Below are 18,584 nucleotides of genomic sequence, written 5' to 3'. Positions count from 1 at the left end.
TCGTTCACCTCGGTCACATAGTTAGTTATGCATAGTTATCTATGCTCCCGGGGATTCGTTCCCTTGCCATCTTGATGCACTTTGAAATCCATAGGATATATGTATTTATTTCCTCTGCTTTCTTTTCTTTTTCTTGGTATTATTTTTTCTTTCTATTTTCGAATGCCTCTGGCGTAGGGCGTCATCCTGTTCAGCCAGTTTAAACACAGCTTCTTTATTAATAAACCAAAAGGACAAACAGGCCGTTTGGACAATAATCAAGCTCCAGAACAGGCGGATAATATCGTTTGTAAAGATTAAATAAATGATAGCGACACAGAGTAAATTAATAAAAGCAGAAGTTAATAGACTGATAACCAGTGTTTGAATAACCTGGCTAATTCCTGGTATTCGAGCAAAGGGAAGTAGGCATAACATTGCACCCACAGGGCCGAAAATCGCAGTAACGATTAAAATACCCGGATTATTACGGATGGCGTCAACAAATCCGAATAAATCAAATGGAATGGTAAACATGGGTTTTATCCTTGCATGGGGTTCAGCATTGGGCTAGGTTTATATCTTAATATCTGGGCGAAAATGATATTGGGAAACTGCCGGATCCCGGTATTGTAAAGGGCAACACTTTCATTAAAGAATTCACGTCTGTCTGCAATCTGATTTTCCAGCAGAGTGATCTGCGCTTGCAAATGTTGAAAAGGCGGCTGACTGATTAGGGCCGGATAATTCTTTGCAAGTATCAGAAATGACAACAACTGATGTGCTAATGTATTACCCATTTTCACCTTTTCATTGGTTGTTTTTGCACTGGGGTAGTTTTTCCTGATTTCTGCTAGTTGCAGAAAGAACGATTTTTCATGGGCCATTGCTTGTTCTGTTATTGCGATAAGCTGTGGAATTAAATCAACCTGTTTTTTCAGTAAAATATCAATATTGGCAAATGCTTTATCCCGGTATCTTTTTAACATAACGATTTTATTAAAAACGCCTATGAGATAACGAACCGCAATGATCAGGATGACGGCCAGAATAAGAAAAGTGAGAAGATATCCACCCATTGCTGTTATCTCTAAAATAACCATTTCAGTAATGGAGATTCACGATAAAAAACCGTTAAATGATGAGACTGATATTCATAAGGAACGGTCAGAATAAAGGCAATCAGAATTGCTGCGCTAATGACAGTAATTGCAAGATTACGGCGCATTGGCGCAACTTCATTCCAGGTGCCTAAATATCCCTTAGAGGCAATCCCCAGTAATCTGTGAGGAGCAGCCTGAGTAATAACAATTTGATCGTCTTTTTCAATAGCTGTGCCAATAATTAAATACTCTTCATTTGGAAATAACAAGTACTCTTGGTAAGAAACGGAATCGGTTTCATCGTTCTGATAAGAAGAAAAATTCACAAATGTCAACGTTTCTGGCGTTGCATCAATACGGACTGATCCTGAATCATCGGTCAAAGTGAATTGACGGATTTTTTCTTCCGAATGACGCAAAGAATAACGTTTATCGCCTTCTGAATCTTTTATGACATCATATTCATAATAACGATAGCCATAGCATAGCTTGTTACTCAGAGGACTTTTGAAGTGAGTTCCCGCTGTTATTTTTCCTTCTACTTCTACCAAGCCCATAGCGATTGAACGGATTTTTGAGGTAGGCAAAATCTGCTGAAATTTAAGGAATTTTTTTTCTGGTGTTGTTTTCAGACCGTTATAGATAAATAGGGTAGATAAAATTAAATCCGAAATAGTGTCACCTATTTGTAAAAAATTTATTATTGTCTCTTATTTATTCTCGTAAATAATATTGTGAATTGTTTATTTAAAATATCTTTAATAAGTAAGATGATATATTGATAAGTCTTAGCTAAATTAATAAATGAAAATGATAGTCATTATTTTTAATTCTGGCTTGTTAAAGCTTAAAATTAATGTACCTTGATGATTAAATTATTTTGATGTCTTGGTGGTAATGTTTTGTTAAAATATAATTTCATTTAATATAACCAAGTATTAACCACAATGAATAGTTAATACTTGGCAATAAAATAAATAACCAAGTTAAAATAAATCACATATATACCAAATGGATTTCAAGATGCATCGCGACGGCAAGGGAGCGAATCCCCGGGAGCATAGAGAACTATGTGACCGGGGTGAGTGAGTGCAGCCAACAAAGAGGCAACTTGAAAGATAACGGGTATATTAGAGTTTCTCTCCATTAACGGCTGACCAATGATAAGGTTGCAGTTCACGTATGGCTTTAAATAACAGTTCATTTTTATCATTAGTCACCGCGGCTTTTACTGAGCCTCCCCAATGAACCAAACGCTCCTGACATATTCCACATGGCGTCAAAATGATATATTCACAGCCGGCATCTTCACGGTAGAGACATAAAGAGTGTGTCACCGCTTCATTCAGTTTATGGGCTTCCAGATAAGCGCCAACTTCCATACAAAGGGATAATGCGTCAATTTTGGTATCAGGGGCAATGCTGGTTAAGATTTTTCCCGATTCTGTCCGTACTGCGGCAGCGCCACCCCATCCTTTAGGGTATCGTTTTTCAATTAAGTTAACTGCGGCATTATATAACTCTTGTTCTATATTCATTAATTTATTACTCCGCTCTAATGAGCTTATTTTTTTCTATGTTAATAACATCTTTAAGAATAAGCGGTTAGTTGATAATAAAATGCGCTTGTCTTTTTCTTATCGACAGGAGTATAAAGCAATACGATTTATGTTGTATAGAATACTTATAATTTTTTCAGATCAATTCCGGTTTTAAAAATGCCTTTAGATAACCATTCCACTGATAATGACCGCCAGTCGATTAAATAATTCACTAAACATACGCTCGGTAAATGGCGCTAACATCGGGATTAAAAGCGTGAGTACCAATATACCGGTAGTCAGCGTTAACGGAAAACCGACCACAAAGATGGAAAGTTGTGGTGTCATCCGGTTTAAAATCCCCAATGATAAATTCAGTGTTAATAATAGTGTTATCAATGGTAGAGCCAGCATCATGCCGTTGATAAATATCATACTGGCGCTTTGTGCTAGCAGTAAAAATCCTTGAGCGCTGAGTTGCAGTGGTTGTACCGGAAGAATCTGGAAGGTGTCTGCCAGAACCGATAATAGCCATAGGTGACCATCAAAGGCCAGAAATAACAGTAAGGTCAAGAGGTTAAAGATTCGTGCCAAAATAGGCATATTGGGGCCGCCGGAGGGATCAAAAAAGGTAGCGAATGAAAGCCCCATCTGTAAACCAATTATTTCACCGGCGTGACGCACGGCTGCAAAGGCAATTTGCATTGTCAGGCCAAGTGATGCCCCAATTAAGATTTGCTGGAGCATCACCCAGAATGCCGCAACAGAGAAAATAGGCACTTGCGCAGGTTGCAGGTTTGGCATCAAGAGCAGTGTTACCATCACGGCTAGTCCAACCTTAACTTTCTTAGGCGCCTGTTTTTCACTGAATAATGGCGCAGTACTGAACAGCGCAAGCACCCGAACCAGCGGCCAGAAAAATTCACTGACGAACTGGATCAGCATTTCACTGTTAAAAGAGATCATAACTAGCCAATTATCACCGGTATGCTGCTGTAGAGTTCACGCATGTAGTCCAGCAATAGGTTTAGCATCCAAGGGCCGGCGATAACGGTAGTGACAAATACCGCCAGAATTTTGGGAATAAATGAGAGTGTCATTTCGTTAACCTGTGTTGCAGCTTGCAATAAGCTCACAATTAAACCACATAATAAAGCCGCTAACAGCAACGGCGCAGCTAGCGCCAATGCGACTTTCATGGCTTCTGTTCCCAATGCCATTACTGATTCAGGAGTCATAATGTTTGCCTCTTTTCAGGTCAACCGTAAAAACTTTGTGCCAGAGAACCCAGTAGTAATTGCCAGCCGTCAACTAAGACAAATAGCATGAGTTTAAAGGGCAGTGAGATGGTTGCAGGGGGGACCATCATCATCCCCAACGCCATCAATACGCTGGCGACCACTAGGTCAATAATCAAAAATGGAATAAACAGGGTAAAACCAATCTGAAAAGCGGTTTTCAATTCGCTGGTAATAAATGCCGGCATTAATACTCGCATAGGAACAGAATCGGCGGTTTCAAACGGCGGTTGATCAGCAAGACGTGCAAACAGCGCTAAATCGTTTTCCCTTGTCTGACGCAACATAAATTGCCGTAACGGCTTGGCGCCATTTTCTAACGCGGTTTCCAGACTCATTTTATCTTCACTGAAAGGCAGATAAGCATCTTGATAAACTTTATCGAAAACCGGTGACATAATGAAAAACGTCATAAATAACGCCAGTCCAAGTAAAACCTGATTCGGTGGCGCCGATGGGGTGCCTAAAGCATTACGCAGTAAACCCAACACGATAATAATGCGGGTAAAACTGGTCATCATGAGTAAGGCTGCGGGAATAAACGTCAGCGCGGTAATGAAAACTAATGTTTGAACCGGTAGTGACCAACTCTGCCCACCGTTTGCCAGCGGTTGACTGATGATGCCCGGTAACTGTGCCGCGGCATCTATCGGTAAAATAAGCGCAGCGAGTATCATCCCCAGGCGGCATGACAATGCAAACTTATCCCTTATAAAGAGAGAACTACTTTTTTTCATCATCTTTGCCTTGTCGCATCAGCGTATTTTTTAAAATCTGACCAAATAGTGCCGGTTTTATAGTTTGTTCTTCGGTGGTATTACGGTGGGATTCAGGTATTGGCATCTGGTGTAATAAATTAATTTGCTGAGCAGTGACACCTAATACCAGCCAGTTATCTTCAACTTCGACAATGACGACACGTTCACGTTGCCCCAGAGAGCAACTGGCTTTGATACTCAATTGTTGCTGAGTTTTCCCTTTGTTGGAAAACAACCCTATACGGCGTATTAGCCAAGTGAGGGTGAAAATCAATAGCAACACCCCCGCCAGTGCACTGCTGACCTGCATCAACGTCTGACCTGCGGGAAGTGGCGCGGATGTGGCGACTTGAGTAACCGCTTGGGTTTGCGCGGCAGAACCTGCCGCGCCATTATGCAAAGAGGGCTGGAAAGCCATATTAACGACTCAGGCGACGCATACGTTCAGAAGGGGTGATGATATCAGTGATACGGATACCGTATTTATCGGATACAACCACAACTTCACCCTGAGCAATCAGATATCCATTGATTAAAATATCCAACGGCTCCCCGGCAAGGCCATCAAGAGAAACTACTGAACCTTGAGATAATCTCAGCAGTTGTTTGATGGTCATTTTTGTCCGACCCAATTCTACGGATAATTTGACCGGTATATCCAGAATCAGGTCGATATCCGATAAGTGAGCCAGTGTATCCTGAGGCTCCAGAGATTCAAAAATTGCCGCGCTGCTGTCCGAGGTTTGTTGTTGCGCGGCCTGTTGTTCCAGAGCTTCTGCCCACATATCTTCGGCAGATCCGGTTGAAGCGGTATCTGTGGGTTGCTTAGCATCACTCATTGGGCTGTTCCTCATCCAGAGCATTTAAAACAGGGTTAATAAGATGTTCGACACGCAGGGCATATTGCCCGTTTAATGTTCCGTACTGACTGGTGAGCACGGGCACACCATCAACGTGAACGATCAGGCGTTCGGGTTTATCAATAGGTAAGATATCGCCCGGCTGAAGTTGCAGGATTTTTGACAGCCTCAGCGGGATATCAACAAAGTTAGCGACCAATTCCAGCTCTGAATGCTGAACCTGTTTTACCAGGCTTTCTCGCCACAGGCTGTCTTCTTGCCGGGCATTTTCTAATGGTGGATTGGTCAGACGTTCCCGTAGTGGTTCGATCATGGCAAACGGAATACAGATATTAAATTCACCACTCAACGCACCAATTTCCACTTGAAATGGCGTTGTCACCACAATATCGTTCGGTGATGTTGTAATGTTGGTGAATTTCACCTGCATTTCAGAGCGAATATATTCCACTTCAATTTTGAAAATGGCGCTCCAGGCATCACGATAGGAATCCAACGCCATGCGTAACATCCGGTTAATCACTCGCTGTTCAGTATGGGTGAATTCACGACCTTCCACTTTGGTCGGGAAACGTCCGTCACCACCAAACAGGTTATCTACCGCGATGTAAACCAGGCTTGGTGCAAATGCAAACAGCGCTGTTCCTCTTAGCGGTTTCAGATGAACCAGATTAAGGTTGGTCGGTACTGCCAGGTTACGGGCGAATTCATGATAAGGCTGAATTTTTATTGCGCCGACGGTAATGTCAGGACTACGGCGGAGCATGTTAAACAACCCCATCCTAAAATGACGAGCAAAGCGTTCATTAATAATTTCCAGTGCTTGCAGACGTTCCCGAATAACACGACGTTGGGTATTGGGATCATAAGGGCGAACCTCATTTTCCCCGGACGCGGTATTTTCTACGTCGTCACTGGCACTGTCGCCATTGAGCAGAGCATCAATCTCTGCCTGTGAAAGAATATTGTCACTCATGGTGATTATCGCAGAATAAACGTGGTAAACAGCACATCGGTGATGACCTGATCCGGTTCACCGGGTACCAAGGTTGGGCGAAGTGTTTGCTTGATGTCGTCCATCAGACGCAATTTACCGCTGTCATGAGCCAGATCGGCCGATTTTTGGCGTGATAATAGCAACAACATACGACTACGAACTTCCGGCAGATACTCGTGGAAACGCTGGCGAGTTTTTTCATCAGCTAAACGTAAAGTCACACCAATGTAGAGCACTCGGTCAAAGTGATCTTCATTGTCGATCAGGTTGACGGTGAAAGGCTCCAGAGTCATAAAGACAGGGACTTCTATGGCTTTGGATGCCGTGGAGTCACTCTCTTTTGCCTGTTTAAGCGCCCACCAACTGTATCCCCCGATGGCGGCGCCGATAACGGCAATCAGTACTAACAGTATCATCCCAAATGGATTTTTGCGTTTATGCTCGTAGCTATAGTCAGACATGGACAGACAAATTCCTGTTTTTGTTGCGGATAAGTGTCCACGCATTCCGTGGTGGGCTGACTTATCCATCAATATCGATAATCATTATCCCGCGTATTTCCGCAGGCAATAGCTGGAACAAACGGGGAAAAAACGACTAACTCGTTCGTTTGTTATGAAGCTACTTTCCACTATCAGGCGAAAATATCCACACCTCCTCGGGCGGACGCGAGTTGATGAGGTGTTAAATGTACTGTGGATTCAGTGGCTGAGTGATTTTCTGAGGTGGCATCAGCATTGCGGCTTGCGGTTCCGCCTGAATGTTGTGAATCAGAGCGTTGTTCTTGTTGCCATGGGCTAGCGTTGTCACTGCTGACACTGCTTTGGGTCAGTTGAATACCACTTTCTGCCAGTGCGTGGCGAAGTCCAGGTAATGCCGCTTCCAGTGCCGCCCGGACATGGCTGTGAGCCGATGCCAGATGTAATTGTGCTTGATTATCTTCAACGGACATGCGGATTTGCAAGGCACCTAGCTCTTGTGGATGCAGGCGTAACTCTGCCTGTTGCAGGCCGTTGCGGTTGAATAAAATGATTTGTTGATTTAATTGTTGTTGCCACTCTTCACTACCCAATTGGGCATTCAGTAAGGGGGTAGAGGCACTGGATAACTGAAACTGGGCGGTCTGATTGTGCCCTACGGAGAGCAGGGGAGAGGTTGCCACAGAGGAGATTTGCCCGGTTTGTTGATTTTCAGTGACTGCTGGCGCGGGCTGGATCTCAGCTTGAGCGGTAGTTTGAGTTAGTGCTGATTCACGTGGATGAGGCTGAGTTGCAGTTTCATGCTGGATAGTTGCGACAGCAATCTTGGGTTTTACCGAAGAATTTTGCCCAAATCGGTTTTCAGGTTTGGTTTTAAAAAAGGCTTCTGCTTTTTCTTCTTCCTGTTTTGGTTGTTCTGCAATCGCTGTCAGAGGATTCTCTTCAGTCGATAATCCTGTAACGACCAATTCTTTAACGCTAATTTGACGGTTTTTATCATTATGTTTAACGAGTCCGTCAGGTTGGAGGCTACTTTTCTGGTTTTCTGATTTGATGGCTAACCCGGATAATTGTATGGGTAAACTTGCCGCCAGCTCTTCTGCTGACATGAGTTTCTCATCAACAGCAACCGGTTGTTTGTTTGCATCTGCTTTTACATCAAGGGGAATCAGCGAGGAGGTAATAGGTTCCGTTGGTATTTCATTTGAGGTAGATAATTCATTTGCGATAGACAATTTGTTTGGGACAGATAATAGTGGCGACAAATCGTGGTCTGTATCATCTATAATCTCTTCTCCTTCTTTGGATGATATTTTTCCTGGTTTGGTCCCGCCTTTCTGCGCCAGTTCGGTTTCCAGATTAAGAAACTGAGCAAAAGCCGAAGGTTGATCGGCATCAGTGAGTGAATTGCTGCGCGGTGGTTGATTTTCTGTCGGTTTCAGGTCGGCAGGCAAAAGAGTGAGATTCATTATTTATTTCTCCGTTGTGCGCTACGTTGGGCATACTCATCCATCTGTTTCTGTTCCGTTCTGTTCTGATGTAATCTTCGGTTGTTATCTGCCCGTTGTTGCAAAGTATCGAAGGCATTAAGGCTCTGTTGTTTTTCCCGCCACTGTGATAAAGCCGTATCAAGCCGCTGTTGCCATTGATTAAGCTGCAATTTGTGCTGTTCAATCGCTTTTTCCAGCGTTTTCATGAATTGCTGATAATTTTGCCAAGTGGTACATGGCATACCATTACTCAATGTGTCATTTAGGCGTTCTCGGTATTCATCCTGATAGCCCATCAACGTTGCGAGTTGTTGCTCCATTTGCTGATAGTTCTGACGAACTTGTGCTAAGTGAGTGGCGGCTTTTTCCACTGCATTTTGTGCAAGGTCACGCAAGGTTATGAGAGGTGATTGTTGCTGCATCTTATTCCTCGCTTTAATGGCAACACCCAGAAAATCGTTACGTTATGTAGGTAACAACTGTTGTAATTGAATGCAGGCAGCTTCATATTCACTACGCTCTTCAATATCTTGCTGTAGAAATTGCGCCATGTAGGGATAAAGCTCAATGGCTTTGTCCAATAGCGGATCACTGCCAGCCGCATAAGCACCGACGTTAATCAGATCACGGTTACGCTGATAGCTTGCGAGTAGTTGTTTGAACTGCTGTACCCGCCGGTAGTGCTGCTTATCAATGAGCGCGGTCATTGCGCGGCTGATAGAAGCTTCAATATCAATCGCCGGGTAATGTCCTGATTCTGCCAGCGAACGGGAGAGGACGATGTGACCATCGAGAATTGCTCGGGCAGCATCGGCTATCGGGTCTTGCTGATCATCACCTTCGGTGAGTACGGTATAGAACGCGGTAATCGAGCCACCGCCATTCACCCCATTGCCTGCACGTTCCACGAGTGCCGGAAGTTTGGCGAAAACCGAAGGCGGGTAGCCTTTGGTTGCAGGAGGCTCGCCAATGGCTAGGGCAATTTCACGTTGCGCCATGCTGTAGCGGGTCAATGAATCCATAATTAGCAATACATGTTTACCCCGGTCACGAAAATCTTCAGCGATACGGGTAGCGTAGGAGGCGCCTTGCATGCGCAACAGAGGTGAGATATCGGCGGGTGCGGCGACAACCACTGAGCGGGCTAAGCCGGCGGCGCCAAGGATGTTTTCAATGAAATCTTTAACTTCGCGGCCACGTTCACCGATCAAACCAACGACAATCACATCAGCCTGTGTGTAACGTGCCATCATGCCAAGCAGAACACTCTTACCAACCCCGGAACCGGCAAACAACCCCATACGCTGCCCACGGCCTACGGTCAGTAGGGCATTAATCGCTCGTACACCGACATCCAGTACATCACTGATTGGTGTACGTTGCAGTGGATTGATTGGCGGTGTGGTGAGTGGGGCACGATAGCCGGTATCTGGCGAAGGAAAACCATCCAGTGGACGACCGGCGCCATCCAAAACTCGCCCTAACAGTTCCGGGCCAAGTGGTAACTGGCGCCCACTGCCACAATCTTCACTGTATGGGCGGGCGTATACCCGGGCGCCGGGTACAATCCCTTCCAGATCTTCAAGTGGCATGAGGAGAAGTTTTTCGCCATTAAAACCGACAACTTCACTTTCAACTTCTTCAACATTGCTACCGTTTTGTCGCTCAATCAGGCAGGTTGCTCCGAGAGGCAGATGTAAACCCGTTGCCTCCATCACCAGCCCGGTCGCTCTGGTCAGACGTCCATAACGACGCACTGGTGAAGTTTTCTCCAGTTTCTGCTCAAAAGCATCCAGTGTCGCCAGCCAGCGCCCGAGTCTTGCTGTCATTACAATTCCCCCGGTGCGGCCAGCCGGCATAACTCATGCCAGCGGGTTGCCAAACTGGCATCCAAATCGCCTTCATCGGCACTAATTTTACAACCACCGGGATGCAGTTTGTTATCTGCCAGTAAGCGCCAGCCGTGTAATGAGAGCGTGTTGCCTAATTGTTGTTCAACCATTGGCATATCTCGTGGATGAACCCGCAATTGGGGTTTTCCACTCAACATTGGCTCCTGTTGAATAAATTCACGGATCTGATTGAGCAGGGCAGTGCCATCACAAATCGCCGGTTGACCCAAGATCTGTTTCGCCGCGGTCAGTGACAGTTGCATCAAGCGGGATGCAATGATCGTGTCAAGCCCTTCCAATGAATGTTGGAAATCCGCTAGCAGATTTTGCCACTGCTCGGTGATAGGTTGCTGCTGCTGAATGGCATCTTTTCGCCCCTGTTCCAAACCGGCTTCTAAGCCGGCTTGGTAACCTTTTTCATAACCTTGCGCTTGACCTTCGGTAAATCCCTGTTCATGGCCTGCTTGTCGAGCCTGTTCTTTCAGGTTATCCAGCATTACCGCTTGTTCAAGGATTTCATTGTGCTCAGAGTCTTCCTGTGAGTCATCTACGGGTTCTGGTTTGGTCCGTAGTTTTTCCCACTGTGTGAGTTCGTTTGGTTTCCAAGGTTGCCAGTCAGCATTGTTTAACTTATCAGACATAGCTATCGTCGCCACCATTTAGGATAATCTCACTGCTTTCTGCCAGACGACGAACAATAAGCAGAATCGCTTTCTGTTCGCTTTCCACTTGCGACATCCGTACCGGACCACGGTTTGCCAGATCATCGCGCATAATCTCTGCGGCACGTTGAGACATATTGTTGAGGAAATGATCGCGTAGTTGCTGGTTGCAGCCTTTCAGTGCAATGAGCAGAGAGTCGGTAGTGATTTCCTGCAACAGGCGTTGGATACTGCGGTCATCCACATCAATGAGGTTTTCGAACAGGAACATTTCATCGATGATTTTTTGTGCCAGTTCATTATCGTAGGCACGCATGGCTTCGATAACATTCTCTTCTTGCTGACTTTTCATCAGGTTGATAATTTCAGCCGCAGTACGAACGCCACCCATTTTGCTACGCTTGAGATTCTGACCGTCTAACAGGTTATTGAGCACTTCTGTCAGTTCAGCCAGTGCCGCCGGCTGTACGCCACCAAAAGTTGCGATACGTAGCATGATGTCGTTGCGTAATTTGTCATCAAACAGCGCAAGGATATCGGCTGCTTGTCCACGATTTAAGTGAACCAAAATGGTGGCGATAATCTGTGGATGCTCTTCACGGATCATATCGGCTGCCATTTGAGGTTCCATAAAGTTGAGGGTCTCAATACCGGTGGTGGTTTCACGGGATTCGAGAATATCCTCAAGCAGACTAGAAGCGCGTTCTTCACCTAGCGCTTTAATTAACACTGAGCGCAAATAGTCACTGGCGTTGATACTCAGTGCCGCATACTGGCCGGCATCTTCTTCAAACTCTGCCAATACATCCACCAGTTGCTGGTTAGAAATTTGGCGCATGCCTGCCATTGTGATACTGAGTTGCTGGACTTCCCTGGAGTTCAGGTGTTTAAACACCTCGGCCGCCTGATCTTCTCCCAGGGTCATTAACATGACGGCGCTTTTTTCTGTTCCGTTCAGGCTCATTGTTCGTTACTCATCCATTGACGGATCACCAGTGCCACTACGCGAGGATCTTTTTCTGCCAGCTCGCGAATGCGTTGGCTTTGAATTTCAGCACTGACTCGTTGACGCGTCAGTTTCTGGCGCGTTTTTTCATCCATTTCTGCACTAGATTCAGTCAGTTGTTTTTTCTGAACTTTCTGTGCTTCAAGGGCGGCTTTTTCCGCAGCGCGTTTTTTGGCAAGTTGAGGAACAACCATTTTGCGCCATAGCAGCCATGCCACCAGAATCAATAGCAGGTAGCGGCCAAAATCGAAGGCTTTTTCCAGCAGAATTGGGTTCTGCCAGACAGGAATAACCTCGATGTTTTCTTTGCTTTCAGTAAATGGCGTGTTAACCACATTCAAGCTGTCGCCACGCTCTTTAGAAAAGCCCATCGCTTCTCTGGTCAGCGCTTCTATTTTTGCCAATTGCTCAGGGGTTAGTGCCTGAGTTTCCGGGCCATTTTTGCCTTCTACCGTGGCATAATTGACGACAACGGCGACAGATAAGCGTTCAACACCGCCGGCTTGTTGTTGCACATGGCGAATAGTCCGGTCCACTTCATAGTTTGTGGTTTCGTCACGGCGGTTATTGCGATTACTGTTGACCGTGCGTTCGTTACTACTACCGGTGGATGAGGTTTTCTTATCGCTCTTGTCGTTTTTGTTGTTCTCTTTGGTATTTGGTTTATCAATCGGCGCACTCGGTGGAGGGCTCGGTTGATTGGAAAGCGCACCGGGAATACCGCCAACCTGAGGGCCGCCACTCTGTTCGCTCTCGCTTAACTGTTTTGAGCGAACCGCCGCCTGATTTGGTGGCTGATTAGGTTTATATTCTTCCGCTGTCTCTTCACGACGTGAAAAATCCACCTGTGCCGTCACTTGTGCGTGAACGTTACCACGACCGACAACCGGAGCCAGAATCGCTTCAATACGATGTTGGAAGCGGTTCTCTACTTCCTGAATGTATTTCAGTTGACTGGTATTGAGATCGCGTCCGGTAGCATCGGCTTGGGTCAACAGACGTCCGGCCTGATCAACGATGGTGACATTGCCCGGCGGTAAGCCGGCGACACTGCTGGAAACCATATGGACAATGGCGTTTATCTGGCCTTCATCCAGGGTCCGGCCTTGCAGTAATCCAACGGTCACGGAAGCTGAGGGCGATTTCTGTTCACGGACAAACAGCGAGGGTTTGGGGAGTGCAAGGTGAACACGGGCATTTTGCACTGGCCCTAAAGATTCAATGGTACGTGACAGTTCACCTTCCAATGCCCTTTGGTAGTTAACTTGCTCACTGAATTGGCTGATCCCAAACTTTTCTTTATCGAGTAGTTCGAATCCAGCAGCTCCACCCTTAGGCAGCCCTTGTTGCGCCAATCTTAGCCGTGTCTCATGCACCTGTTCGGCAGGGATCATGATAGCAGCGCCATTTTCGGCAAAACGGTAAGGGATATTTAATTGGGTTAATTGTGTGACAATATCGCCACCATCTTTATCGCTCAGATTACTGTAAAGCACCCGATAATCGGGGCTGCGTAACCACAGGAAAAGGGCAATGACAATCGCAACGGCTGCGCTGCCGGCAACTAATAATGGCACTTTAGGATCAGCTTTTATCTGGTTAATGATAGCACTGAAACCTTTAGTTTGATTTTCAACGTCGGTTGTTGCGGCACTCATAGACGATCCTTGCCTTGCTGTTCAACATGAATACTAAAAGCGTGGCGTAACAAAACAGACTCCCCATACGCAATCGAAAAAATTCTTCCTATTTTCAGTTTTGTCATTATTCGCTGTTCACTCATCTTTTAATGGCACAATAAGCCCAGACTTTTTACTTTAATTACCCGCTTTAGATCGAGAGGGCTATGTTAGGGTGGCAGTCTAAAAATATGCCGTATATACCCAATAGATTTCAATTTGCAGCGCGGCGGCAAGTGAACGCATCCCCAGGAGCATAGAGAACTATGTGACTGGGGTAAGTGAAAGCAGCCAACAAAGCAGCAATTTGAAGGATGAAGGGTATAAACTTTGGGTTAATATGGCATTGAATTGAGTAGGTTATAGGGGTGGTTTAACACGAGGTTTTTATGTCAATTCAGGCAATTGAAGGCGTGCTGCAATTGATGCAAGCTCAGGCGTCACAGGCAGCAAGTATCGCAAAACCAATACCATTGCAGAGTGGATTTGCCAGTCAACTGATGGCGGCTGTTGGTAAAATTAATCAGACACGTTTGAATGCCACAAAACAAACTCAGGATTTTACACTAGGTGTACCCGGTGTTGAATTGAATGATGTTATGGTGGAGATGCAGAAATCCAGTATCGCTTTGCAAATGGGCGTCCAGGTAAGAAATAAGCTGGTGGCTTCTTATCAGGAGATTATGAATATGCCGGTGTAGGTATTAATTTATTGATATCTATTGTTAGTAAGACAGATCGCGAGTGTCGTGGATAAATTCCGCGGCGCTGCAAACAGGACATTCCATCGGTTTTATTTCTGGTTTTTTGTGTTGAGAGCTAATCCATAGCTCATACTGAGATTGCATTTCTGTCCACATTTCAGTACTGCCCATTTTGTTATAATCAGCCCCTTTTAGCGGATGAAGTTTCCAACTCGGAGCGTTCATATTATCTGGTTTTTTAGCCGTGTTTATTGCGGTTAACTGAATTTGCAACGTTACCGCATGTTTTGGTTGAATACTTGTTGTAGTTAGCGGTTTAATTAAGTGTTGTAAAACTCATAGTCAATAAAATATTTAAGGTGTCACGGTTTCGAATAATAATTCTCAACTCTATTTTATGAGGTTAATGTTAACTTATTGATAAGTATCAAAAAACGATAAGGAGAATGAACAGCATATCCTGTTATAATTAAATCTTAAGTTTTATGCTGGTTGCATTAATTCATAAAAATTTACTGAATGTTTAATGATAGATTGAAAGTTAAATCATGTGGTTTAATTTTTAATTATTTATACCCGTTATCTTTCAAGTTGCCTCTTTGTTGGCTGCGCTCACTCACCCCGGTCACATAGTTATCTATGCTCCCGGGGATTCGCTCCCTTGCCGTCGCGATGCATCTTGAAATCCATAGGGTATATAGATATAAGGAAATAATATTTCTGAAGTTATGAAACCTGAGAATGAATGCCCGTTTGATCCTAAGCAATATGAATGTCACAGTGTTATCGCTCCGGTTGGTTCTTTTTCTTGGGCTTTAATTCAATTAAAACTACGTAAGCGTGTCGTTCGTTCTGTTTGGAGCGATAAGAATATGTATTTAGTTATTATCCCTCGTGTGAATGATTTAACTGTGGAAGAAGGAAGTGCCTATGCTGTTGATGGTGTCGCTGTTGGTACTAAATATGATTACTTAACGCATATCGATTTATGCAATGAGCACGGCAATTTTGTACCGTGGCAGCCAACACAAGAAGATATGATGGCTTGTGATTGGGAATTAAATGTTGATATTTCAGTCCCTTATGAATACATGTTGGTTTTCGATGCAACTCCATATGAAATTTCGAAAAAAGAATCATATAAAGAATGGGGGGATCATAGTAATAAAAATTTAGTTACGATTGAAAACAATATAAGCAATGGGAATGAAACTGTTAGTGGTTTTTATTGGAAAGAAAGCGAAGATCTTATTTTTGGGCATACATTAGATATAAATTTGACCGAATTATCTATATACAAAGACCATCTGACAAGTGTTACAAATAAAAAACTAACAATTACAGTGGATGGAGTCAAATACCATCTTGGGCATCGTATAAAAGAGTCAGTTTATTATTCTCCACAATATAAAAGTAGTGAAGCTGAGAAAATAGGTGATCTGTTAAAACAAATAGATAAAACCTTCCGTTTTTACTGTAATTGGCATGATTAATTTATATAGCTGATTTTTTTCAACCTTGGCAAATGCTCTGTATCTTAGTCAGAGTTCTGGTTAAGAGACGGGCAACTGGGGGGATTCTTCGATATATCAGTAGTAAACTTAGAGTTTACAACTAAATATCTGGAATTTTTGTATTGCTAGATTATTCAAGGCTGCGCTCCGGCGTGGTCTTTTTATTTTTCACAATCAACTTAAATCACAGGGCTACATATAACAGCTCATTAATGCCTATTGGTCGTGATGGGGGGGAATATGAAGACGAAGGGCAATCCTGATTTGTAGATCGGAATACTACAAGGTTTTAAAGACATCCTAAACCAAGCTCACAAAACGGGTAAATAATGGTGATGAGAGTACATCACCTTTATTTCTCGATTACTTTTGTTCCGTAGAATTCATAAGAGTATAATAGGGTTCAACAGGGAATTGGCCGTAGCTATCATTTAATAATTGCTGTTGGCTTGCTTGTTTGATGAGTTTACTTAATTCATCAAGTCTTTGCTGTAGTAGTTTTTTAATCTCATTTTCATTATCTAAAATTATCTGCAAAATGTTGGTCATTTTTTGCTGTAACGAAAGAGAAACAGTCGATGATATTGAAGAGTGGCTGATCACTTCTACTGCTTTGAGGTAGGTGATTTCCATATCAACAAGTTCATCCCATTTTTCATTTTTAGCTAAATTAAGCATTTGCTCACTTAAACTTAGGATCCGTTGGTAAGCTGACAAAAGATCCATTTCATTATCCATTAAACAATATCCTGACTGGCGTTGTAATGAGGGCCAATTTGCCGCCAAGCGTCTGAAATCTCGGTGAGTAACTTTATTACTTCGGTAATGGCTGGCTCATCATTGCGTAAATTAGCGTGGAGTAAACGTTGGGTCATATAGTCGTAAAGGGAAGCGAGATTGTGTGCCAGCTCTCCACCTTTTTCATTATCTAACCCCTGTTTGAGGCCATTATCGATGATATTGATCGCTTTGGAAATAGCTGCGCCTTTTTCTGCGATATTACCTTGTTCCATCAGAATAATTGCTCGACGTAGGGCGCTAAGCGCCCCGTTGAACAAAATCTGAATCAACTGATAGGGGGAGGCGTTCATAATTTCGCTCTCCACATCTATCTGGGCATATAATTGACTTGCCGAACGTTGATACATAATTTCCTTTAATTATCTTATTGTCTGTAGCTGTGATAGGAAGTTACCGGTTTTTCCCAAGGAAGAGACCATTTTATCCAGTTGTGAAAATTGGCGTTTATAACGTTCAATTGTTGCGTTAATAGTGTCTTTCGTTCTGTCTACTTGTTTCTCAAGGGTTTTTAGATGCTTGTTAATGCCATTAGTCGCGGTAACTAAGGTACCTTCATGGCTATCCAGAGCATCTTTTAATAGCTTATGTGTCTGGGTGGCAAAACCCGTTTCTTTACCGTCACCCATAAAGAATGCTTTCACATTAACCGGTTTTTCTTTTAGATTTTTTTCCAGTTTTTCGTTATCAATTTCCAGCTTGCCGTCAAACTTTTGTTTAATGCCCAGTTTATTCAGGGTTGGAATATCATTGACCTTTTGAGAGCTGAAAATTTGGCTTCTTAGCTGGTTCTGTATTCCGCGTAATGTGCTGTCACCTAATAAAGCACCATTATCTTTCGACGGTTCTTCACCCTGTTTTACTGGCTTATATTTGGTCAGCGAATCAAACGTTGTTTGCAACTCATTATAAGCATCAACCCAGTTTTTAATCGCCTCTTTCATCGGCTCAATATCACGGGATATGACCAGTATTTCTGGATTATGTTCCTCAGGCTTGTCCTTATCATGGGTTGTTTTTTTCAGATCTAGTTTAACGCCTTCGGGTGCATCGGTAATATGGTTTGTTTGACGCTCAATTTCGATGTTGTTAACTTTCAAGAGTGCATTTTTAGCTTTGACTGTTTCAGTTAGTTTACTTGTTGCACCCGGCGTATAGTCTAAAAATTGGCTAAGTTTGTTATCACCTTCAACTTTGATGGTCATCACGGATTCAGTGCCAGCTTTTTTAGCCGTCAGCACTAAATAGTTTTCGCCATCTTTGGCCTTAAGAATACTGGCGCTGACATTACCTTCCTGTTTATTAATTGCATCCTTGATCTCAATAATGGATGTTTGTCTGTCTGTCAGCTCGATTTTCATCGGCTTTTTTTCGCCAGGTTGAGTAATGGTGATTGTCCGGGTTTTACCTTCACCCAAAGATTCGCCCATATACTCTTTGATATTACTGACTTTTTCTGCCTGTAATGATTGTGCCTGCGCCAACTGCGTAACTTCAATACTGTAGTTACCTGGGCTGGCTTTAGAATCAGTACTGGCAGTGAATGCGTCATGTTTTTCGCTGGCAGTGGTTGTATTAAGTTTATCGAACTTTTTCAGGGATTCAGACGCGGTTTCCAGCTTTTCCAAACTGCTTTTTAATGTGCCAAAAGCCGTTAGCTTACCTTTATAACTGGTTTGCTGTTCTGTCAGAGGGACTAAACGCTTTTGTTCTGCTGCCTGAAGTTTATCCAATATAGAACCAAGATCCATCCCCGACCCGGCGCCTAATGAAGAAATGCTAGCCATTTATTGACTCCTTTATTAGTAAAGCTTTATTGAACCG

Annotated in this window: 23 protein-coding genes; 2 read left to right on the top strand and 21 right to left on the bottom strand. The window is 43.7% G+C overall.

What is annotated here, in order from left to right:
• Nucleotides 1–105: 105 nt before the first annotated feature.
• The 17 genes from ACGF5R_RS12375 to fliF all read right to left on the bottom strand — a co-directional run bounded on the left by ACGF5R_RS12375 (nucleotide 106) and on the right by fliF (nucleotide 13,723).
• Nucleotides 106–516 carry a hypothetical protein gene (locus tag ACGF5R_RS12375; RefSeq protein WP_387691082.1) on the bottom strand — a complete coding sequence of 137 codons (411 nt, stop codon included), beginning with the start codon at nucleotides 514–516 and terminating at the stop codon, nucleotides 106–108.
• A gap of 5 nt (nucleotides 517–521) precedes the next feature.
• A complete protein-coding gene (locus ACGF5R_RS12370; RefSeq protein ID WP_387691080.1) occupies nucleotides 522–1,058 on the bottom strand; it encodes a LemA family protein in 537 nt (178 codons plus the stop codon).
• A gap of 11 nt (nucleotides 1,059–1,069) precedes the next feature.
• Nucleotides 1,070–1,669 (bottom strand): hypothetical protein, encoded by a 600-nt coding sequence (locus tag ACGF5R_RS12365; protein WP_387691078.1) that lies wholly within the window; start codon nucleotides 1,667–1,669, stop codon nucleotides 1,070–1,072.
• A 543-nt stretch (nucleotides 1,670–2,212) separates the two neighbouring features.
• Nucleotides 2,213–2,620, bottom strand: coding sequence for a cytidine deaminase (locus tag ACGF5R_RS12360; protein ID WP_262981418.1), 408 nt, complete (start codon nucleotides 2,618–2,620; stop codon nucleotides 2,213–2,215).
• A 186-nt stretch (nucleotides 2,621–2,806) separates the two neighbouring features.
• Nucleotides 2,807–3,589, bottom strand: coding sequence for a flagellar biosynthetic protein FliR (gene fliR / locus ACGF5R_RS12355; protein ID WP_387691075.1), 783 nt, complete (start codon nucleotides 3,587–3,589; stop codon nucleotides 2,807–2,809).
• 2 nt (nucleotides 3,590–3,591) lie between these two features.
• Nucleotides 3,592–3,861 (bottom strand): flagellar biosynthesis protein FliQ, encoded by a 270-nt coding sequence (gene fliQ / locus ACGF5R_RS12350; RefSeq protein ID WP_049581963.1) that lies wholly within the window; start codon nucleotides 3,859–3,861, stop codon nucleotides 3,592–3,594.
• 20 nt (nucleotides 3,862–3,881) lie between these two features.
• A complete protein-coding gene (fliP, locus tag ACGF5R_RS12345; RefSeq protein ID WP_262981421.1) occupies nucleotides 3,882–4,598 on the bottom strand; it encodes a flagellar type III secretion system pore protein FliP in 717 nt (238 codons plus the stop codon).
• A gap of 46 nt (nucleotides 4,599–4,644) precedes the next feature.
• Nucleotides 4,645–5,097, bottom strand: a complete 453-nt coding sequence (gene fliO / locus ACGF5R_RS12340) for a flagellar biosynthetic protein FliO (RefSeq protein ID WP_112876879.1) — start codon at nucleotides 5,095–5,097, stop codon at nucleotides 4,645–4,647.
• A 1-nt stretch (nucleotide 5,098) separates the two neighbouring features.
• Nucleotides 5,099–5,518 carry a flagellar motor switch protein FliN gene (gene fliN, locus ACGF5R_RS12335; RefSeq protein ID WP_112876880.1) on the bottom strand — a complete coding sequence of 140 codons (420 nt, stop codon included), beginning with the start codon at nucleotides 5,516–5,518 and terminating at the stop codon, nucleotides 5,099–5,101.
• Entirely contained in the window at nucleotides 5,511–6,515 is a 1,005-nt protein-coding gene (gene fliM, locus ACGF5R_RS12330) for a flagellar motor switch protein FliM (protein WP_112876881.1), read from the bottom strand. The genes fliN and fliM overlap by 8 nt, the downstream gene beginning before the upstream one ends.
• Nucleotides 6,516–6,520: 5 nt before the next feature.
• A complete protein-coding gene (gene fliL / locus ACGF5R_RS12325; RefSeq protein WP_112876882.1) occupies nucleotides 6,521–6,997 on the bottom strand; it encodes a flagellar basal body-associated protein FliL in 477 nt (158 codons plus the stop codon).
• A gap of 173 nt (nucleotides 6,998–7,170) precedes the next feature.
• Entirely contained in the window at nucleotides 7,171–8,484 is a 1,314-nt protein-coding gene (locus tag ACGF5R_RS12320) for a flagellar hook-length control protein FliK (protein WP_387691073.1), read from the bottom strand.
• Nucleotides 8,484–8,927, bottom strand: a complete 444-nt coding sequence (gene fliJ / locus ACGF5R_RS12315; protein ID WP_387691071.1) for a flagellar export protein FliJ — start codon at nucleotides 8,925–8,927, stop codon at nucleotides 8,484–8,486. Before fliJ ends, ACGF5R_RS12320 begins: the two co-directional genes overlap by 1 nt.
• Nucleotides 8,928–8,969: 42 nt before the next feature.
• Nucleotides 8,970–10,334 carry a flagellar protein export ATPase FliI gene (gene fliI, locus ACGF5R_RS12310; RefSeq protein ID WP_387691069.1) on the bottom strand — a complete coding sequence of 455 codons (1,365 nt, stop codon included), beginning with the start codon at nucleotides 10,332–10,334 and terminating at the stop codon, nucleotides 8,970–8,972.
• Nucleotides 10,334–11,038: a flagellar assembly protein FliH gene (fliH, locus tag ACGF5R_RS12305; RefSeq protein ID WP_112876886.1), complete on the bottom strand. Its 705-nt coding sequence runs from the start codon at nucleotides 11,036–11,038 to the stop codon at nucleotides 10,334–10,336. The genes fliI and fliH overlap by 1 nt, the downstream gene beginning before the upstream one ends.
• Complete coding sequence (gene fliG, locus ACGF5R_RS12300; protein ID WP_112876887.1) at nucleotides 11,031–12,023, bottom strand: flagellar motor switch protein FliG; 993 nt, start codon at nucleotides 12,021–12,023, stop codon at nucleotides 11,031–11,033. The genes fliH and fliG overlap by 8 nt, the downstream gene beginning before the upstream one ends.
• A complete protein-coding gene (gene fliF, locus ACGF5R_RS12295; RefSeq protein ID WP_112876888.1) occupies nucleotides 12,020–13,723 on the bottom strand; it encodes a flagellar basal-body MS-ring/collar protein FliF in 1,704 nt (567 codons plus the stop codon). Before fliF ends, fliG begins: the two co-directional genes overlap by 4 nt.
• A gap of 410 nt (nucleotides 13,724–14,133) precedes the next feature.
• Between fliF and fliE the strand changes: the two genes are divergently transcribed.
• The gene (gene fliE / locus ACGF5R_RS12290) at nucleotides 14,134–14,445 is read left to right on the top strand and encodes a flagellar hook-basal body complex protein FliE (protein WP_088371893.1); all 312 of its coding nucleotides are present in this window, start codon (nucleotides 14,134–14,136) and stop codon (nucleotides 14,443–14,445) included.
• A 24-nt stretch (nucleotides 14,446–14,469) separates the two neighbouring features.
• Here the strand turns inward: fliE and ACGF5R_RS12285 are convergent, their stop codons facing one another.
• A complete protein-coding gene (locus tag ACGF5R_RS12285; protein ID WP_387691067.1) occupies nucleotides 14,470–14,721 on the bottom strand; it encodes a hypothetical protein in 252 nt (83 codons plus the stop codon).
• A gap of 455 nt (nucleotides 14,722–15,176) precedes the next feature.
• Between ACGF5R_RS12285 and ACGF5R_RS12280 the strand changes: the two genes are divergently transcribed.
• Nucleotides 15,177–15,941 carry a DUF2829 domain-containing protein gene (locus ACGF5R_RS12280; RefSeq protein WP_262981414.1) on the top strand — a complete coding sequence of 255 codons (765 nt, stop codon included), beginning with the start codon at nucleotides 15,177–15,179 and terminating at the stop codon, nucleotides 15,939–15,941.
• A gap of 384 nt (nucleotides 15,942–16,325) precedes the next feature.
• On the opposite strand, the gene fliT is transcribed toward ACGF5R_RS12280, so the two are convergent.
• From fliT to fliD, 3 genes are read right to left on the bottom strand one after another with little or no spacing between them, the layout of a single operon-like run.
• Nucleotides 16,326–16,700 carry a flagella biosynthesis regulatory protein FliT gene (gene fliT, locus ACGF5R_RS12275; RefSeq protein ID WP_112876891.1) on the bottom strand — a complete coding sequence of 125 codons (375 nt, stop codon included), beginning with the start codon at nucleotides 16,698–16,700 and terminating at the stop codon, nucleotides 16,326–16,328.
• Entirely contained in the window at nucleotides 16,700–17,110 is a 411-nt protein-coding gene (gene fliS, locus ACGF5R_RS12270; protein ID WP_036775505.1) for a flagellar export chaperone FliS, read from the bottom strand. The genes fliT and fliS overlap by 1 nt, the downstream gene beginning before the upstream one ends.
• Nucleotides 17,111–17,122: 12 nt before the next feature.
• Nucleotides 17,123–18,547 carry a flagellar filament capping protein FliD gene (gene fliD, locus ACGF5R_RS12265; RefSeq protein ID WP_387691064.1) on the bottom strand — a complete coding sequence of 475 codons (1,425 nt, stop codon included), beginning with the start codon at nucleotides 18,545–18,547 and terminating at the stop codon, nucleotides 17,123–17,125.
• Nucleotides 18,548–18,584 lie beyond the last annotated feature (37 nt).

The sequence above is a fragment of the Photorhabdus sp. RM71S genome (genome assembly GCF_042879355.1).
Taxonomy (GTDB): domain Bacteria; phylum Pseudomonadota; class Gammaproteobacteria; order Enterobacterales; family Enterobacteriaceae; genus Photorhabdus; species Photorhabdus kayaii.
This window is presented reverse-complemented; position numbering and strand designations above follow the sequence as displayed.

Excerpts from the sequence above, each read along its gene's own strand:
- ACGF5R_RS12375 (WP_387691082.1), bottom strand. The coding sequence starts at position 516 with ATGTTTACCATTCCATTTGATTTATTCGGATTTGTTGACGCCATCCGT.
- ACGF5R_RS12370 (WP_387691080.1), bottom strand. The coding sequence starts at position 1,058 with ATGGGTGGATATCTTCTCACTTTTCTTATTCTGGCCGTCATCCTGATC.
- ACGF5R_RS12360 (WP_262981418.1), bottom strand. The coding sequence starts at position 2,620 with ATGAATATAGAACAAGAGTTATATAATGCCGCAGTTAACTTAATTGAA.
- fliR (WP_387691075.1), bottom strand. The coding sequence starts at position 3,589 with ATGATCTCTTTTAACAGTGAAATGCTGATCCAGTTCGTCAGTGAATTT.
- fliQ (WP_049581963.1), bottom strand. The coding sequence starts at position 3,861 with ATGACTCCTGAATCAGTAATGGCATTGGGAACAGAAGCCATGAAAGTC.
- fliP (WP_262981421.1), bottom strand. The coding sequence starts at position 4,598 with ATGATACTCGCTGCGCTTATTTTACCGATAGATGCCGCGGCACAGTTA.
- fliO (WP_112876879.1), bottom strand. The coding sequence starts at position 5,097 with ATGGCTTTCCAGCCCTCTTTGCATAATGGCGCGGCAGGTTCTGCCGCG.
- fliN (WP_112876880.1), bottom strand. The coding sequence starts at position 5,518 with ATGAGTGATGCTAAGCAACCCACAGATACCGCTTCAACCGGATCTGCC.
- fliM (WP_112876881.1), bottom strand. The coding sequence starts at position 6,515 with ATGAGTGACAATATTCTTTCACAGGCAGAGATTGATGCTCTGCTCAAT.
- fliL (WP_112876882.1), bottom strand. The coding sequence starts at position 6,997 with ATGTCTGACTATAGCTACGAGCATAAACGCAAAAATCCATTTGGGATG.
- ACGF5R_RS12320 (WP_387691073.1), bottom strand. The coding sequence starts at position 8,484 with ATGAATCTCACTCTTTTGCCTGCCGACCTGAAACCGACAGAAAATCAA.
- fliJ (WP_387691071.1), bottom strand. The coding sequence starts at position 8,927 with ATGCAGCAACAATCACCTCTCATAACCTTGCGTGACCTTGCACAAAAT.
- fliI (WP_387691069.1), bottom strand. The coding sequence starts at position 10,334 with ATGACAGCAAGACTCGGGCGCTGGCTGGCGACACTGGATGCTTTTGAG.
- fliH (WP_112876886.1), bottom strand. The coding sequence starts at position 11,038 with ATGTCTGATAAGTTAAACAATGCTGACTGGCAACCTTGGAAACCAAAC.
- fliG (WP_112876887.1), bottom strand. The coding sequence starts at position 12,023 with ATGAGCCTGAACGGAACAGAAAAAAGCGCCGTCATGTTAATGACCCTG.
- fliF (WP_112876888.1), bottom strand. The coding sequence starts at position 13,723 with ATGAGTGCCGCAACAACCGACGTTGAAAATCAAACTAAAGGTTTCAGT.
- fliE (WP_088371893.1), top strand. The coding sequence starts at position 14,134 with ATGTCAATTCAGGCAATTGAAGGCGTGCTGCAATTGATGCAAGCTCAG.
- ACGF5R_RS12280 (WP_262981414.1), top strand. The coding sequence starts at position 15,177 with ATGAAACCTGAGAATGAATGCCCGTTTGATCCTAAGCAATATGAATGT.
- fliT (WP_112876891.1), bottom strand. The coding sequence starts at position 16,700 with ATGGATAATGAAATGGATCTTTTGTCAGCTTACCAACGGATCCTAAGT.
- fliS (WP_036775505.1), bottom strand. The coding sequence starts at position 17,110 with ATGTATCAACGTTCGGCAAGTCAATTATATGCCCAGATAGATGTGGAG.
- fliD (WP_387691064.1), bottom strand. The coding sequence starts at position 18,547 with ATGGCTAGCATTTCTTCATTAGGCGCCGGGTCGGGGATGGATCTTGGT.